Origin of the sequence: Desulfosporosinus sp. OT, assembly GCF_000224515.1 — a bacterium.
In the GTDB taxonomy this organism is placed as follows: domain Bacteria; phylum Bacillota; class Desulfitobacteriia; order Desulfitobacteriales; family Desulfitobacteriaceae; genus Desulfosporosinus.
Map to the genome: position 1 here is coordinate 1 of NZ_AGAF01000155.1, position 16,729 is coordinate 16,729.

18 protein-coding genes and 1 pseudogene are annotated in these 16,729 nt (G+C 38.9%); 16 read left to right on the top strand and 3 right to left on the bottom strand.

What is annotated here, in order from left to right; translation table 11 throughout:
* From DOT_RS14315 to DOT_RS28740, 10 genes are all read left to right on the top strand, one after another.
* The coding region (locus DOT_RS14315) for an IS110 family transposase (RefSeq protein ID WP_009620072.1) at positions 1-1,035 on the top strand (1,035 nt) is incomplete at its 5' end.
* A gap of 544 nt (positions 1,036-1,579) precedes the next feature.
* Positions 1,580-2,020 (top strand): Lrp/AsnC family transcriptional regulator, encoded by a 441-nt coding sequence (locus DOT_RS14320; protein WP_009620074.1) that lies wholly within the window; start codon positions 1,580-1,582, stop codon positions 2,018-2,020.
* A 12-nt stretch (positions 2,021-2,032) separates the two neighbouring features.
* On the top strand, positions 2,033-2,650 hold the full coding sequence (locus tag DOT_RS14325) for a LysE family transporter (RefSeq protein ID WP_009620076.1): 618 nt from the start codon (positions 2,033-2,035) through the stop codon (positions 2,648-2,650).
* Between the two features lie 176 nt (positions 2,651-2,826).
* Complete coding sequence (locus DOT_RS14330) at positions 2,827-3,690, top strand: tyrosine-type recombinase/integrase (RefSeq protein ID WP_009620078.1); 864 nt, start codon at positions 2,827-2,829, stop codon at positions 3,688-3,690.
* Positions 3,683-4,933 carry an IS91 family transposase gene (locus DOT_RS14335; protein WP_009620080.1) on the top strand — a complete coding sequence of 417 codons (1,251 nt, stop codon included), beginning with the start codon at positions 3,683-3,685 and terminating at the stop codon, positions 4,931-4,933. The genes DOT_RS14330 and DOT_RS14335 overlap by 8 nt, the downstream gene beginning before the upstream one ends.
* A gap of 947 nt (positions 4,934-5,880) precedes the next feature.
* Positions 5,881-6,777, top strand: coding sequence for a GNAT family N-acetyltransferase (locus DOT_RS14340; protein ID WP_009620081.1), 897 nt, complete (start codon positions 5,881-5,883; stop codon positions 6,775-6,777).
* A 133-nt stretch (positions 6,778-6,910) separates the two neighbouring features.
* The gene (locus DOT_RS14345) at positions 6,911-7,477 is read left to right on the top strand and encodes a GNAT family protein (protein WP_009620084.1); all 567 of its coding nucleotides are present in this window, start codon (positions 6,911-6,913) and stop codon (positions 7,475-7,477) included.
* Positions 7,478-7,634: 157 nt separating this feature from the next.
* A complete protein-coding gene (locus DOT_RS14350; protein WP_009620086.1) occupies positions 7,635-8,408 on the top strand; it encodes a sugar phosphate isomerase/epimerase family protein in 774 nt (257 codons plus the stop codon).
* Between the two features lie 281 nt (positions 8,409-8,689).
* Positions 8,690-9,202, top strand: a complete 513-nt coding sequence (locus DOT_RS14355) for a manganese catalase family protein (RefSeq protein WP_242833840.1) — start codon at positions 8,690-8,692, stop codon at positions 9,200-9,202.
* Between the two features lie 589 nt (positions 9,203-9,791).
* Positions 9,792-10,199 carry a LysR family substrate-binding domain-containing protein gene (locus DOT_RS28740; protein ID WP_202798709.1) on the top strand — a complete coding sequence of 136 codons (408 nt, stop codon included), beginning with the start codon at positions 9,792-9,794 and terminating at the stop codon, positions 10,197-10,199.
* A gap of 279 nt (positions 10,200-10,478) precedes the next feature.
* Here the strand turns inward: DOT_RS28740 and DOT_RS14360 are convergent, their stop codons facing one another.
* Positions 10,479-11,321, bottom strand: a complete 843-nt coding sequence (locus tag DOT_RS14360) for an AraC family transcriptional regulator (RefSeq protein WP_009620091.1) — start codon at positions 11,319-11,321, stop codon at positions 10,479-10,481.
* Positions 11,322-11,504: 183 nt separating this feature from the next.
* On the opposite strand from DOT_RS14360, the gene DOT_RS31875 reads away from it, so the two are divergent.
* On the top strand, positions 11,505-11,618 hold the full coding sequence (locus DOT_RS31875; RefSeq protein ID WP_009620093.1) for a hypothetical protein: 114 nt from the start codon (positions 11,505-11,507) through the stop codon (positions 11,616-11,618).
* A 113-nt stretch (positions 11,619-11,731) separates the two neighbouring features.
* Here DOT_RS31875 and DOT_RS14365 read toward each other — a convergent pair whose 3' ends face one another.
* Complete coding sequence (locus DOT_RS14365; protein WP_009620095.1) at positions 11,732-12,628, bottom strand: LysR family transcriptional regulator; 897 nt, start codon at positions 12,626-12,628, stop codon at positions 11,732-11,734.
* A 119-nt stretch (positions 12,629-12,747) separates the two neighbouring features.
* Between DOT_RS14365 and DOT_RS14370 the strand changes: the two genes are divergently transcribed.
* From DOT_RS14370 to DOT_RS14385, 5 genes are all read left to right on the top strand, one after another.
* Entirely contained in the window at positions 12,748-13,464 is a 717-nt protein-coding gene (locus tag DOT_RS14370) for an AzlC family ABC transporter permease (protein ID WP_009620097.1), read from the top strand.
* Positions 13,454-13,759 (top strand): AzlD domain-containing protein, encoded by a 306-nt coding sequence (locus tag DOT_RS14375; protein ID WP_009620099.1) that lies wholly within the window; start codon positions 13,454-13,456, stop codon positions 13,757-13,759. Before DOT_RS14370 ends, DOT_RS14375 begins: the two co-directional genes overlap by 11 nt.
* A 17-nt stretch (positions 13,760-13,776) precedes the next feature.
* The gene (locus DOT_RS30505; RefSeq protein WP_157998463.1) at positions 13,777-13,971 is read left to right on the top strand and encodes a hypothetical protein; all 195 of its coding nucleotides are present in this window, start codon (positions 13,777-13,779) and stop codon (positions 13,969-13,971) included.
* 423 nt (positions 13,972-14,394) lie between these two features.
* Positions 14,395-14,676 carry a hypothetical protein gene (locus tag DOT_RS14380; RefSeq protein WP_009620101.1) on the top strand — a complete coding sequence of 94 codons (282 nt, stop codon included), beginning with the start codon at positions 14,395-14,397 and terminating at the stop codon, positions 14,674-14,676.
* 461 nt (positions 14,677-15,137) lie between these two features.
* Positions 15,138-15,398: a hypothetical protein gene (locus DOT_RS14385; protein WP_040412268.1), complete on the top strand. Its 261-nt coding sequence runs from the start codon at positions 15,138-15,140 to the stop codon at positions 15,396-15,398.
* An 11-nt stretch (positions 15,399-15,409) separates the two neighbouring features.
* Here DOT_RS14385 and DOT_RS14390 read toward each other — a convergent pair.
* A pseudogene (locus DOT_RS14390) lies at positions 15,410-16,285 on the bottom strand (PhzF family phenazine biosynthesis protein); the annotation flags it as partial.
* Positions 16,286-16,729: the final 444 nt, after the last annotated feature.

The window sequence follows — 16,729 nt, forward strand, 5'->3', positions numbered from 1 at the left end:
GCAACAGGGGCTTATCATTATCCGGTACTCACATATCTGAAAGAGCGAGGTATTTTTGCCTCTGTTATTAATCCGCTAGTAATGAACAAGTATGTTAATGTGGCTATCCGTAAAGGCAAGACGGACAAGATTGATGCTATTAAGATAGCGAATTTTGGTTTGGATCACTGGTTTCATCTAGTAGACTATACGCCAACGGCAGATGTGTATGATGAGTTGAAAACACTCAATCGCCAATATTTAAACTACATGTCTATGCGTATCCAGGCGAAACAAACGCTTACAAATCTGCTGGATCGAACAATGCCAGGGATAAAAACTCTCCTTTGGAATCGCTCTGATATGCCAGATCGAGATAAATTGTGTACCTTTGTAAAGGAATACTGGCACTTTGACAACATCACGCGTATGTCCGAGGATGAATTCATCAACAACTATAACGACTGGGCAAAAAGTAAAGGATACCGAGCCAGTACGGAGAAAGCGAAAAAAATTTACGCCCTTGCACTGGATGGTATCCCCACTTTGTCTTCCAATACGCCATCGACCAAAATGCTCGTAGAGGAAGCAGTTAAGGTCTTGCACATGATAGACACGACCCTTGCCAGTATTCTAGCACGGATGAGAGAATTGGCAAAGTCTTTAAAAGAATATGAGGTTGTCATGGCTATGCCGGGAGTGGGTGAGATACTTGGCCCAAGGCTTATCGCAGAGATAGGCGATGTACGACGCTTTCATAGTGCCGGAGCCTTGATTGCTTTTGCCGGTCTTGATGCACCACCGTTTCAATCAGGCAACTTCACAGCTACAAAGCGAAGTATATCTAAACGCGGCTCTGCTTCCTTGCGTAAAACAGGCTATGAAATTATGACATACATAAAGATTCATAAGCCGTCTCAAGATGATGCTGTTTACCAGTATATGCTCAAAAAAGAAACTGAAGGGAAGCCTAAAAAGGTTGCCAAAATTGCTGCATTAAATAAGTTTCTGCGTATTTACTATGCCAGAGTGAAAGAGTCATACATGGTAGCATAATTATTTCTTTAAGTTCCGGCAAGTAGTCGAAACCGGCCAGAAGATGCCTTTCGGTCTGGTCTATTTTGTTATACCCAATTTTCAATATCAGACCTCGACCCCAAAGCAAGACTTGACATGGGGGCGAGGATGCTACCCTAAGTCAGGGGATGGGGCTTACCCAAAAGGAAAACATCCTATGAGCCACAGCCCTCGACCCATTTAAGCATCCGATGCAGGGTCCCATGTCAAGTCTTACCCCAGAGTGCTAGTTATATTGAAATGATTTTCTATAATATTTTTCTGAAATAATGGTTGATTTTTATTAGCAGGATTGTTCTTATACTGGTGACCATCAAGTAGGATATTCCGTCATAATGACTTTAGATAATAGAGTATACTTCCTGCTTTTTAAGTTTAGTGCTAAAATTCTACCATCCAGTTTAATTGTTATACGTTAAAATATAAAATACTTTATATTTTAACGTATTTTTAAATGCTGTTTACTAAATTTAAATTTTCGGGTAGAATCACATTAATCTGATAAAGTAAGGAGTTGGTTGTTGTGGATTCAATTGACCTGAAAATCATTAATGTCTTAAAAGAAAATAGTAGGGTAACTACTTCGGAAATAAGTAAAAATGTAAACCTATCTATTCCTGCTGTGGCAGAAAGAATAAGGAAAATGGAGCAAGGGTGTATAATTGAAAAGTACACCATAAAAGTCAATAGAGATAAAATTAACTACAAGCTTTTAGTATTTATTTTTGTCAATATTGATAAAACAGAGAATGTGGAAGAGTTTAGAAAAAAAATAGTTCAACATTGTTCTGTATTAGAGTGCCATCATGTTGCTGGTGAATATGACTATTTATTAAAGGTGCTTGTAGAAGATACCAAAGCTCTGGAATATTTTCTATCAAATATATTAAAGAAAATCAAAGGAGTCCTTAAATCAAATACAATAATCACTCTTTCTTCCCTAAAAGAAGATATTAATATTTGAGAGGTCTGGAATATGCTTTATAAAGGTTTCAAATTTGGCATGTTGTTACAATTCGCCATAGGCCCTGTTTGTATTTTTATATTTCAAATGGCATCATTAAAAGGATTTTACAATGCAGAGACAGGGGTATTAGGTGTAGCTTTAATAGATGGGATTTTTATTATTGTTGCCATCCTTGGCATAGCTTCAATAATTGATAGAAAAAATATTAAGGTGTGTTTAAAGATATTTGGTTCTTCCATCTTGTTCATTTTTGGATTTAGCACAGTTTTAAGTCAATTTAACATTAGTTTATTGCCAAGTTTAAGCATAAATAATTTATCTAATCCAAATAATGTGTTTACTCGTGCAATCATCCTTACTACTTCGAATCCTCTTACAATAATTTTTTGGGCAGGTGTATTTTCAACTAAAGTCGCAGAGGAAAACATGAAAAGAAAAGAGATTTACCTATTTGGTCTTGGAGCACTATTATCGACAATACTCTTTTTAAATTTAATTGCTCTGGTAGGAAGTTTTGCTAAGGCATTCTTCTCACCTAATGTAATACAAATCTTAAATACTATTGTTGGATTTTTATTGATATATTTCAGTATTAGAATGTTTCTGAAAAATCATAAATCATTTTAATTCGTATCTTTCTTATACTGGTGACCATCAGTAGGATAGCACTAAATCGCTGGCGCGGTGGTTTCCGGAGTGTATCTTTTGCTTTTTAAATTGAATATCGCTGTAAGCTATTACAGACAATGCACATCTCCTTTAAAATATTAGAGACTTTATTTTAAAGGAGATGTGTTCGTACTATGACAAAAGAAGAGGTTTTAACCAAGCTGAAATTTGAATTTGAACTTAAAGGATTTAGCAAACACACCAAGGATGAATACTATACCAAAGTTAAACTCTTCCAGGATCACTTTGACAAGCCTGCAACTGAACTGGGCATAGAACATATTAGACAATTTCTCTACTATCTCACCACCGAAAAAAGGCTTGCTTCCGGATCAGTTAATACCTACAACAGCGGTCTACGTTTTTTGTATAGCTATATATTGGATATTAATTTAGACATTAGGAAAATCCCTCGTCACCGAAAACATCGTAAACTCCCTGCAATTTTTACCCAAGAAGAACTCCAATCCCTGTTTAATGCCTGCGATAACTTGAGAGATAAGTGTATTCTTATGACTCTCTATGGTGCAGGGCTTCGCCTCAGTGAAGTGGCTGCTCTTAAAGTTTCCGATATTGATAGCGAAAAAATGCAGTTGTTTATCCGCAATGCTAAAGGCAGTAAAGATCGATATGCTATCCTTTCACAGGCAAACCTGGATATACTCAGAACTTACTGGAAAGCTTATCGTCCTAAAGAATGGCTTTTTTACAGCAGGAATAATACTGGCACACACCTTACGACCAAGGCTGTACAGAATTTATTTCATAAGTATGCAACTAAAGCTAAGATCAATAAAAACGTGACAGTTCACAGCATTCGGCATAGCTTCGCCACTCATTTACTGGAATCGGGAACAGATATTTTTCGCATCAAGCAGTTGCTTGGACACACAGATATCACCGCAACTTGCTTCTACTTGCATTTAGTAAAGATTGAATCACTCAATGTAAAAAGTCCCCTTGACCAGATGACTGAGCTGGACAAAACCAATGTCTGAGGTACAAGATATTTTCCAGAGATATGGCGAAGGCTATCGAACCCATCACAAGCTCACTCTTGATCAACATAAAGCAATGTCTTCCATTCAAAAATGCAGAACATCACAATTAGGCGGGCATAAAGAAGCGTGTGACAATTGCGGGAATACGCGAATCTCTTACAACTCTTGTCGCAACAGACACTGCCCCAAATGCCAGGCTCTTGCCAAAGAGCGCTGGATTGAAAACCAGAAAAACAATTTGCTCAACATAGGATACTTCCATGTGGTATTTACCATTCCAGATACTCTCAATTCAATAACCTATCAAAATCAAAAAACAATATATAACCTTCTGTTTAAGGTCGTTGCTGAAACTCTTAACGAATTAGCTTCTGACAAAAAGTATCTCGGTACAAAGATTGGTTTTACATCTGTTATGCATACTTGGGGACAAGCCCTTATGCACCATCTCCATATGCACTGTGTTGTCCTCGGCGGCGGATTATCCTCCATCGGAAAATGGGTGAGCAGTAGAAAGAAATTCTTCATTCCAGTTAAAGTTCTATCCCGAAAGTTCAGAGGCAAATTTCTTTATCACCTTAAACAGCTATATGACCTAAATAAGCTTGAATTCCACGGTAGTCAAACCTATCTCTCTGACGATAAGGAATTCGAAAAACTTCTTTCCACTTTATATAACAAAGAGTGGGTTGTTTATTGCAAACCGCCGTTTAAAAACGCAGCTTGTGTTGTTGAATATCTGGGCCGTTATACTCACCGGGTGGCTATATCAAATAAACGCATCATTAACATTGAAAAAGATACGGTTTCATTCAAATGGCGGGACTACAAGGACAACAGTAAACAAAAGGTGATGACTCTTTCTGCTGAAGAGTTTATTCGCAGATTTCTTATTCATATCTTGCCGAGTGGCTTCATGAAAATTAGACATTACGGTTTGCTTGGCAATCGTAACAAAACCACTAAGCTCAAGCTTTGTAAACAACTCACCCATACTCCTTTATTATTGAGAGAGAAGGCTTCAACCCTCCAGCTTATCCAGAAACTCATAGGAAAAGATTTAACTAAATGCCCTAACTGCGGATCAGAAAACCCCAGACGGTTTATGAGTCTAGGCAAATCTCCCCCTGCTAATGCCCAAACTGCATATGTTAAAAATTGCCCTGTTATGGGGAGGGGGAAGCTGTGTCCGAAATTAGCATATTTGAAGGTTTCAAATACATATCGTACAATGTTTTAAATCAAAGTCCTTAAAATTACCAAGAGATTAAGAATTCAATCCCCATAGATTTTCTCTAATCGTCGCGGTTTCGTGCTATCGAAATTATCCAAAGTTAGGGAAATCGGATTATCCAAGATATCCATACTTATATACTAAGCTCCTTTAGGAGTTCTTTTTTTTCTACCTAACTTCGGATAATTTGCTATGGATAATCCTGCGAAGGTTATTTCCAGATAAACAACGGTCATTATTATGAAAGCTTCACGAACAAATAAAAATGTTAATATATAACCTAAAGAGTAAATAAAGGTAATTAACTCATTAAGTAGAATTAGTCAAGTGTTAAAAGGATTTTTATGCGAACAGAATACGACTGGCTGATAACCTTTATGAAACAATGAAGTTCGTTCCACCTACTTACCTAAGAAGGTTGTATTTCATGCGGATGAAACGCTTATGATGCGACTAAACCCCATTTTTTGGGAGTATAGATGAGAGGAGATAGTCATGCTAATATCTATTTTGTTTTTGGTCATTGCTTTTGTATGTTTAGGATTTTCTATAATCTTTTATAAGAGATATAGAACAACAAAAAGAATACAATTCTTGGTTTATTTCTTTTTGCTAATCGGACTTTTTTTAACTTTATTCCAAGTTGGACTAAAGTACAGTTCTCCAAAAACGCATTATGAAATAGAAAGGCCGACGTCTTATAATATGGATTTGCAAAGTTCAATATATCAATAGTACCTGCGTCTTTATTAATAGCTAGGACTTTAGTCTTGACACAGCCAAACCATCGATTTCACTCGTTTCTTTACCAATCTTAAAAGTCATCTTCTATTTTTTCTGCTGAAGAAGTATTAGATACTAACCCTTACTTCAGACTATTCTTAAAACTGTGACGCATTGGTAGGAAATAGCGAAGTAAAGATTATTTATATTGACGTAGGGGGAGAGTTTACATGGAATATATAAACATCGACGGGAAAGAGTATCAATTTGTTATTGGATACGGGAAAAGCAATGAACACAGAAAGAGTTTAAATGATTTAACACAAAAAATATTCGGATTCAATTTTGAACAGTGGTATCAAGATGGATATTGGAAAAATCAGTATATACCATATTCGTTGATAGATGGAGATAAGATTGTTTCTAATGTGTCCGTTAATATAATGGATTTTAAAGTTTTTGGAGAAGAAAAGCGGTATATTCAACTAGGAACCGTGATGACCAATCCCGATTACAGAAAGCAAGGCTTATCGCGTGTGCTGACAAAAAAAGCGATTGCAGATTATCGGGACAAATGCGATTTAATATACTTGTTTGCGAATAGCTCCGTGCTTAATTTTTACCCTAAGTTTGGATTTGAAGAATTAAAGCAATATCAATGTATAAAAAAGGCAGATGCAATACATATAGATGTTTCTGTCAAAAAGTTGAATATGTCTGATGAGAACGATAGAAACTGCGTAATTGACAAGGTAATGCACGCCGTTCCTGTTTCTAAAGTTTCTATGTACACTAATGCAGAACTGATTATGTTTTATTGCACCTTATTTATGAAAAATAACGTTTACTATTTGGAAAATTATGACGCCGTTGTAATTGCAGACTTTACGGAAAACACAATGGAAATAATGGATATTTTTTGCACTGAAAATATTTCGCTAAATAAAATGCTGAACGTATTGACAAACGAGAGCGTAAAAAGAATAGCTCTTTCCTTTACCCCTCAAGATACTTCTTATTATGAAACAATATTGCTTGAGGGCGAGGACACACTGTTTGCAATGGGAAAAGACCTGCAATTACTTAAAAGCAATCAATTCATGTTTCCAAAATTATCCCATACATAATTGAACGGAGAGTAGCATGTAATATGTCGCACATTCTAAAATAGCGTCATAATTCAAGTTCCACTAATTCTTAAACCGCGTCGCGTCAGTGGCATACTACGATAATTTATATAACACGTAGGAGGTCAATTAAATGAGTAAAAATCCATATGACCAGTTTCCGCATATTACAACGGATGAGATTACATTTAGGAAAATTGTTCCCTCAGATATCGACAGCCTTTTTGAGATATACAGCAACGAAAAGCTTTTTGTGCATTCTCCTTCCATGCTCAAAAAGAATAAGGACACAGTTGCCAATATGATTGGGCACTTTGAACGGGATTTTAACAAGAAAAAATGGATTCTCCTTGGAATTACGCTGAATGACAACCCTGATTTTATTGTCGGTGTGGCGGAAATGTTTGATTATGATAGTGATGTGAATATGATAACCATTGGCTTCAGGCTGAACGACCGCTTTTGGGGTAAAGGAATTGCTACGAAAACAGTCAAAGCAATAACAGATTACCTTTTTGACGATATTGGCATAAACCGAATCCAGGCATTTGTCATGCCCGAAAATACCAAGTCTTTAAATGTTTTAAGAAGAAATAATTTCGTAGAAGAAGGCGTTATTAGACAAGGGCATGTTTGGAAAGGTAAAGGTGTTGTAGACCTGATACTGTTTTCAATGTTAAAGTCTGAATACACAGTATGAGCGAAATGAGTAGTGAGTTATTTCGCATCATTCTTATTTCGTACCATTTTCCGTTTGTTAACATTATAAAAATTCTATACCCACTAGGCTGAAAATTCGAAGTTACCCAGAGTTTTAAAGTGACGGTATTTATAGCAAGCGAAGGAGAACTTGGATTATGATTACTATTTATGATTGGTTTGGCTATGAATTGCCGATAAAAGAACGTTATCGGTTAATAAAAGAAGCTGGATTTGATGGCGTTTTATTATGGTGGAGTGATGGCTTTGGTCGGAACGATTACCGCAACGGGCCACAAATTGCACGAGAAGCGGGTCTTTTTATTGAAAATATCCACACACCAGTCCAAAATCAAAACAACCTCTGGCTTGACAATCTGGACGGTGAAGCTTTAACGGATTGCTATTTGCAATGTGTTGAAGATTGTGCAGAATTTGAGATTCCAACAATGGTGGTACACTTGCCCAACGAAAACTATCCATGTAATGCATTAGGACTGGATAGAATCAAGAGAATAGCTGAAAAAGCTGAACAACTTGGTGTCAATGTTGCACTGGAGAACTTACATAATTTTAAAAATTTGTCATATGTGCTAGAGCGAGTGGACTCCCTGCGTATCGGATTCTGTTATGACTGTTGTCATCACCACAACTACAATTCGGGCGATGATTTATTATCTATGTACGGCTCTCAGTTGATGGCACTGCATTTACACGATAATGGAGGAAGTCGCACCCAGCACCAGTTACCCTTTGACGGCACGATTGATTGGCCAGCAACTATGAAAAAAATTGCAGTAACAAATTATTCAGGTGCGACTGCATTAGAGCCTATGAATTGGGATTACAAAGATTTATCAGCAGAGGAATTTTTATACGAAGCGTTTGAAAAAGCTAAAAGACTGGAAGCGTTAAGATTCAATAAACAATAAACAATAAACAATAAGGATTCTTTATAACTTCGCAAAATTCTTAATAAGCGAATACGAGCCTGCTTCCCATTATCCATAGAACTGTAACTATTTCAGATTTATCTGCCGGAGGAGATCTCGGGGATAGGTAAGTGTTTTTTGTTGGAGGTTAACTGCTAAAATGGGTAAAAGGAATAATTGAATGGGCAGGATCTTGTTAGGTGTACCAGCAGTACCGCCTCGCCTCCACTCACCCCTAAAAAACCATTCATGGTGTTCAAAATTTGTATTGTTTCATGGATATGAATTCCATTAGATCGATGCTTGATACCACTGATATTGTGATCTATGTTCATGATAGTGAATTATCATCGAGCATTCAGTACTTAAGCCATCGCTCCAATATGTCAAACCGGTATGTTAGAGAACTGCTAGGTTTAATTGCTGCAGAGGAATTAGGGCATATGGAGATAATTTCTGTAGCAATTAACAAATTAGGGGGGCAATCGCTTACCTGTACAAATTCTGAAGGGGTTCCATGGGCCATAGATAATATTGACCAAAGCGCTGATGTCATCAACATGCTGAAACTGGATGTGCAGGCAGAAGCACGAACTAGTCATCTTTACCATCAGCATTTAGAGAAAACAAGCGACCCAAACATGAAGCGGATGATCAATTTTCTAATTGGCAGGGAAGAGGTTCATAAACGTTTGCTGCAAAAAGCACTGACGTTAATTCGGGAAACTGGTTCGTCGGAGGAATTCAATGCATTAATTTACGACTACAAGATGAGTCTGCAGATTTTAGAATAAGGTAAGCACAGAAAAGCTATCATATATGTTTGAAGAAAGTTCCAGAAAGTATATAACTGTCAGCAATGCTTTCTGTATTGACAAAAAAGTCGGCCATGCAGGTCGACTTTAGTATTTTATAACCCAATCGGTAACGATGAGCCCTTTAATAAAGCCAAACCCTTGAGTATCAATAGTAACTTCCGATTTGCTAACTAATAAGATTACGATCATAATACACTGTAATTCCGTCGACTTCGAAGGCATAAAAATTTACGGGCTTGTGAGGCGTCCTTTGCGTACGGCAAAAATAACTGTGTTTTCAAATGGGATGGGATGTACCTTGACTAGTCACCTTGGTAACTGAGTAGTGAAGGTAATTTACCCAATAGGGTTGTTCGGTCTATAGTGATTTATTCACAGCATTTGATTCGACCCTACGGGAGCCGTAAGCACCTTTACTATTTACAATCCATATTCCGGTCAGTACAAGTAAAATCCCTGCTAACGTAACTATTTTTTATGTTTTTATTTAAAAATATGCAGCCAGAAATGACACCCACGACGGGTACAAGTAGTAAAGAAATCGATGCTTTGCTTGCCTACACTAATGCAAATTAAGGCATTTAACAATAATTCCATCGACATTGGCTTTGTAAGAACCCCTGTGGTTGATCCGCTCATATCACTCTTGTCAGTTCATCAAGAGACATGTATCGCCGTTGTACCGAAGTTGCATCCACTTGCGCACCGCGCTTCAATATCTATTGGCGAGCTGAGCACAGAACGATTTATATTAGTGGAGAGGGATATTTGGCCGAGCTGGTACGATGATATCCTCTCGAAATGTCATGATGCTATTTTTAGCCCAATCATTCGTCAACACGTCAAAGAAATACAGACTGTTGTTGGGTTAAGTTGCGGCAGGACTAGGTATAAGCATCATGCCAATCAACAGCGAATATACAAGCACGGGACGTCACGTATGTGGACATCAAGAGAAAAGCCCCGCGCGTAGAAATGAGCATCGCCTGGCGAACAGATAATAATTCAACCCTGGTTAAACAATTTATCGATACAGCAACACGACACATCGGTTGCGACGCTCAACCACTACACGGTATCCTAGCTGAATGTATTCTCTGGCCTGATCATTTCTAACCTGGAGAGAAAGATTATCATTAACGGACCCATTAGCAAAAAAAGCCTGTCCTAAAAATCGTAAGCGCTTACGATTTTGGAACAGGCTCCTGGGCCAAAACCTTGTCAAATAGCATTAATACACTACTGAGTAGTTTCATCTCTTTTGCTTTTTAACCGGAACCCAAACCTCACATCTGTAATCTGGAGAGTGCATATCACCTTTAGGATAAACCTCAAGCGTTGGTGCGTAACAATCATGCTGATATCCTGTAGCTGGAAACCACTCTGTATATATCCTTTGGATAATATCTTTTATAGCTGTAGGCAGCGCTCCAACGGATTCAAATACAGCATAAGTTGAAGCAGGTATAGTTGCCGAAATATAACCGATCGGAAGGGTATCTTTGATTTCCTCAACTCCAATTAGATAATTAAAACCATTTTCACTGAAATCCATAGCGACACCTAGAACACCAAGCTTACCAGCCTTTGAGCTAATCCACTGGTATGAGCCATCCTTAATGCATTCGTTCCAAAATTCAGGTACCTGTATAAAGTTTTCTCCGTCCACCAAAGTTATCCTTCTTTGTTTACCAACTACTCTAAAGCTTCCTTTATCAACAACCTTGTAATTCATTTTTTCATCTCCTTTTATTGAAATGTGAAAGGAGAGTTTCGGATATGCCTTGAGATTGGCTCCCAGCTCGCGCGCAGCCGAAGGGCTTATTCCATGCATTTTTCCAAAAGCTTTAGTGAAGGCTTCGGGCGTTTCATAGCCATACCTATATGCTACATCGATGATCTTTTTACCGGATGAAATATCCTGTGCAGCGAGTGTAAGCCTTCTTCTTCGCACATATTCAGCTATAGTAACACCTGTCATCATATGATACATACGCTGAAAATGAAACGTGGATGATAAGACAATTTTCGCTACCTTCTCAATATCCAACTTTTCAGTAAGGTTAGCCTCTAAATATTCTACTGCCCTGTTCATTGCGTCAAGTCAATCCATAAAGCCCTCCTCTATTTCATATATTAAATGTTATCTCCTTATTTTTCCTATCTTTAAATGCGCCCTGGTGACAGGTGATTTGTTTTTTCAGCAGTATCCAGATGTACTGATGTTAAGCAATTATCCGAAATTCTTAATATAAGCACCAAAACCGTCTGCAAACTGTTGGAAAATAAAGAGATTCGAGGTTTCAAAGTAGGACGGGAATATAGAATTCCAAAGCTATTTATCTTGCAATACTTGCAAATGGCTGATGTGTGCGAAGAGCTTTCAGATTAGATTTATTATTTAATCTTAGAAGGGCAGCAGCATCAGTAGAGAGTCCGAAGCTGATTCCTGACGCGAAATGAGCGGCCTGTTCAATCGTATACGTGTACGATTGAACAGGCCGCTCATTCCATTCCAAAGACGACGCAGGAAGTCCTTCCATACTGCTCGACAATGAAATCCATAAAGTACCGGCTGGCAATGGGCAATACCTTCTTGTTTTTAAAGGCCAGGGAAATGGTACGGACAATCGGCGGGGACAGCTCTAAGGTTGCGATATGATAAGGGGATCTGCTGATGATTAATTTCGGTAGAATAGAAATTCCCAAGCCGCTTTCAATCATCGACATAATCGTATAGTCGTCATGAACACGGTATTGAATGTTGGGGCGCAGATTTTCCCGTTTAAAAAACTCTAAGGGCACGCTTAATTGTCCTTCATCCAAGAGGATAAAGGATTCATTGACCAGGTCCTGGAGTAAGATTTTCTTTTTGTGCGTTAAGGGGTGGTTTGTAGGCACAACCACCAGCATTTCGTCCTGTTGGAGGGGGATTGTCTTGAGTTCGGATACAGCTTGGGCGTCTGGATTGACAAAGCCGAAGTCCACGCTTCCTTCCTTAATCAACTGGGCAATGCTGGTGTACTCGCCCTGGTGAAGTTCAAAGCATACCGAAGGGTACCTGGTTTTAAAATCCCTGATCAAATCAGGCAGCCAATTGCTGGAAACACTTGAAAAGGTGCCGATGCGAATAATCCCTTTTTGCAGTCCTTGCATTTCCCGGCGTTTTTCCTCAAGCTCCCGGTGGGAATTATGGATCGCTTTGATGTAGGGCAGGAATTCCTCGGCATCAGGCGTTAGGGTGATCCCTTTGCGTGAACGCAAAAAAAGCATGGTGGAGAGTTCCTCCTCCAGGGCGCGGATCATCTGGCTGATGGCGGATTGGGTGTAACCCAGTTCCTCAGCGGCTTTGGTAAAACTTCCTGTTTCGATTATTTTCATAAAAGCTTTATAGCGGTTCATTGATTACCTCATTTCTATTAGAAATTCTTATATATTCATTATGGAAATTCGTTTTACTTATGTCAAGAGGGGGGAGTATGATGAAAACAAATAAGATGATTGATCCGAGGTAAGTTTCAATGAGCAACAACAATCTCTCCTGGAAAAACGGGATCAAAGACGGTATCCTCATCGCTCTCGGCTACTTCGCGGTTTCTTTTACCTTTGGCATTATGGCGAAGAAGGCTGGGATGACTCCCTTTCAGGCCGTCTTCATGTCCGCAGCCAACCTGACATCAGCCGGACAATTCGGAGCACTGGCTTTAATCGGGACTTCCGCGACTTATCTGGAAATGGCGCTGATCCAACTGGTCATTAATTTGCGATACTCTCTGATGTCCTGTTCACTATCGCAAAAATTTGAGCCAAGAGCAGGCTTTCCCCATCGCTTATTGGTTGCCTTCGGCGTTACGGATGAAATATTTGGGGTATCCGTTTGCAAAGAAGGTAAACTGAACCCTTTCTACAATTACGGTTTGATGAGCGTCAGTATACCGGGCTGGATGCTGGGTACATTTTGCGGAGTTGTTTCAGGGGGGATTTTACCCGCAAGAATCATCAGCGCCTTAAGTGTTGCCCTGTACGGGATGTTTATCGCTGTGATTGTTCCGCCGGCAAAGGGAAACAAGCTGTTGGCGGGAATCATTTTGTCCTCCATGCTGTTGAGTTTGTTATTTGCCCAACTACCCATCCTCAGTCAAATCTCGCAAGGATTCAAAATTATTATTTTAACGGTATTGATAGCAGGAATTGCAGCTCTCCTGTTTCCGGTGAAGGAGGTTGCCGATGAGGGGTAATATCTATCTCTATATTCTGGTCATGGCGGGCGTTACTTATTTGATCAGACTCATTCCTTTGATTTTCATGCGTAAAGAAATCCAGAATGTTTATCTCAAATCGTTTCTATACTATGTACCCTATGTCACCTTAGCGGTGATGACATTTCCCGCGATCTTAAGAGCAACGGCAAGCCTATGGTCCGCCCTGGCAGGATTCATCGCGGCCTTAGTCCTGGCTTATCGCGGCGGCAGTCTGTTCAAGGTTTCAATACTGGCCTGTCTTTCGGTCTTTATTTTTGAGTTGATGGTTTAACCTGCCTATTGCTTCCAGTGCGAATTACAACATTCTTTGTACGATTTAACATCCGGGACAGTTCCTGGGAAAAACATGTCAACCTTAATACTACGGTTTCAGCAAGATTCCATGCCAGTCCCACTTTGAAAGGTGCCTTTCAAAGTGGGACTGGCATCTTATATGAGGGACAGGTTGTCATTTTTTCAGGCGGCAGCCTTGGTTATTTATAAGCATTGTCCATAATGCAAAAGCAATAAGAGAGAGGGTTATAACTCTTGCTGTGAGAGCGAGGATGAGGAGGGGGCAGAATTAATATTCGCCCCCTCTTTGTAACCAATACAGGCCCAACATGAAGGACATCTTTTCTGTGTTATACGCTATTTTCTCATCTGTGCATTTTTGACAAGATTCCCCTTACTTTGCAAAGAAGTTATGTAATGATTAAGGTTGTCTGGGTGCTAATAACGGCAACTAAAGCGTTACTCACGGTCAAATTTGGCTAAAAATGAGGGATCTACTTTTTCATAAATGGACGTAATGTCTCTTATCGGACTCAAGGAGTAAAATAAAGGTAAATTATTCATTACTGGCGAATGGCTTAGATTATTCCATAGGGTGAAGTTTATATAAATAACTAAGGAGGTTATTACTAAGTGAGTTTTCAAATTAAAAAGATTACAGGTTGGATATCAGTTATAATATCAACTATAACTTTTATATTCTACCTTGAAGGGTTTATCCTCTATTCCTTTAAAGCAAATTACGGATTTTTATTATCGTTTTTTATTGCACCAATAGGGTTAATTTTGGGCTATATAAGCAGAAATGAAAGTGGATTTATTAAGGTCTTTGGGCTGTATGGGAATATTGCTGCTATTACATTTAGCTTTCTTTATTGGCCTATAGGAGATAGATTGTTGAATTTAATAAAGTAATGTAGTAATGGTCCCTTTGGGATTTACTTTTGTGTTTGGTTACAGATTATTTGGATCATTGGTACCAAAGGGAAAAGGATTTGAATTAGATCAGCCATTTGCATAGGAATTTTTACATTTACAATGTTATTTACAATTAAATTTTTTCATCCTTCCATTTATAGTGATTTGTTTGATGGAATTGAATTTTCATTAGCTGTTGGCTTAGGGCATAGCAATTATATAAAAGACCGAAAACAAAACAAAAGTTAATGTACACGTTGGCCGTCGCATAGTATCAACTGGATTTTCGAGTTCAATAATAAAGCACCAGCGTCCTTTTTGATATAATGCTGGTGCCTTTCATAACAATTTTATAGGACTCGAAACAAGCTTAAACTGCTAGTTTTGTTACGGTGTACACCTGCAAGAGAAATTCTCGGCAAGCATATACGATTAAATATTGGTGGGGTGTTGTGTGAGTGGTGCTACAGTTAGCCAAATATGTAACGATACCAGAAGATATTAAACCGGCAGAATGGCTATTATATTCTCTCCTTGAGAGAAAACGGGGCACGCCTGTAGGATCCGTAATTCCATATGTATTTGATGAATACGCTCGCGTATTCCATCCAGCGGAGGATAACAAAGGTTGTGGCATAGTACGTTGGAGCGAGGTAGCTGCTTGGTCTGGACGTTCAGTTAGGGGCGTTACACTGTTAGTAAAAGAACGTGAATTTTGACAACTTGGCGCTTAGAATTTAATTTCACCTGTCAATACTGTTACTGTTGTACCGGAAATCTGAATTTTGTTAACTGCATGGGGCATTCCCTGAACTTTAATTTTTACCCGACCTGGTCGACCGAGCTCTATACCTTGCTCGGAAGTAAACGTTAATTGGCCATTCGTTTTTACAATTTCGTTCTCAACTATAAAAGCACCAATACAGCTGTTGCCAGTACCGCACACTGGATCTTCGTTAATACCTTCATTCGGAAGAAATGTGCGAACATGAAAATTACATTGGGGGTCTTCCGTCTCGGTAGTGAATACCTGGATACCGCTCACTTTTTCCCTGCGACTAATTTCCGCTATAGCTGCCATATCAGGACGTAAATTTCTGATGGCCGCCAAACTTGTCAGTCGGGCTACAAACCAATATATGCCTGTATACATTTTCTGTATATGATAATTTGTGTCAACGTTGCTGCTATCGGTTCCGAGCATAACAGCCAGTTCTGAATAAGTTATTGGTGCACGCTCAAATTTAGGGGTCGCCATTGTCATTGTGATATTATAGTTACCAGCCTCGGCAACATTAATATCAACTGGTAGAACTCCAGCGCCGGTTTCCACCTGAACTTGGTGTGTATTGACTGACAGCTTTATCTTTCCTTCTTCAATTAAAGCATGAATAGTGGCGATCGTCGGGTGGCTTGCAACCGCAACTTCGTTTTGAGGTGTAAAGTATCTGATTGAGAAATCGGCGTTGCTTTCATTAGGTGGAAAAACGAATGTTGTTTCCACAAGGTTCATTTCATTGGCGATTTTTTGCATTTCACTCGTTGTAAGGCCTAAGGCATCGGTTATTACTCCGGCAGGATTGCCAGAGAAGGGCCTCGTAGTAAATGCATCGTGTTTTGATCAATACGTTTTCATAATTCTGATCACATCCATTTACATCTGCTCATCACTGATGAACAGATAATATTTCGACGAAAGTATGATTAATCTTTTTTCTGTAGTTAACATATTCAAGACAGGCAATTCAATGGATCATTCTGGCCGACGACATCGCAGGGAAGGATAGATTATTGTTAAGACCATCAATGTTCCGCAAGCTGTTCTTACCATCGTTGGCGTATCAGGTCAAGCGGATATCCGATAATCACTTGCCAGCCTTTTTCATCTGATGGTAATTATCTGGCGCTGATTGGCGATATAATTCAGGCAGGATTTAAGGGGCTACATTGCATTGACCGAAATTGTGGGATGAATATTACCGATTTTCAGGAGCAATAGGGCAGTAAACTTTGTTTGTGGGGCCATTTAAGCTCATCAGATACGCATTTT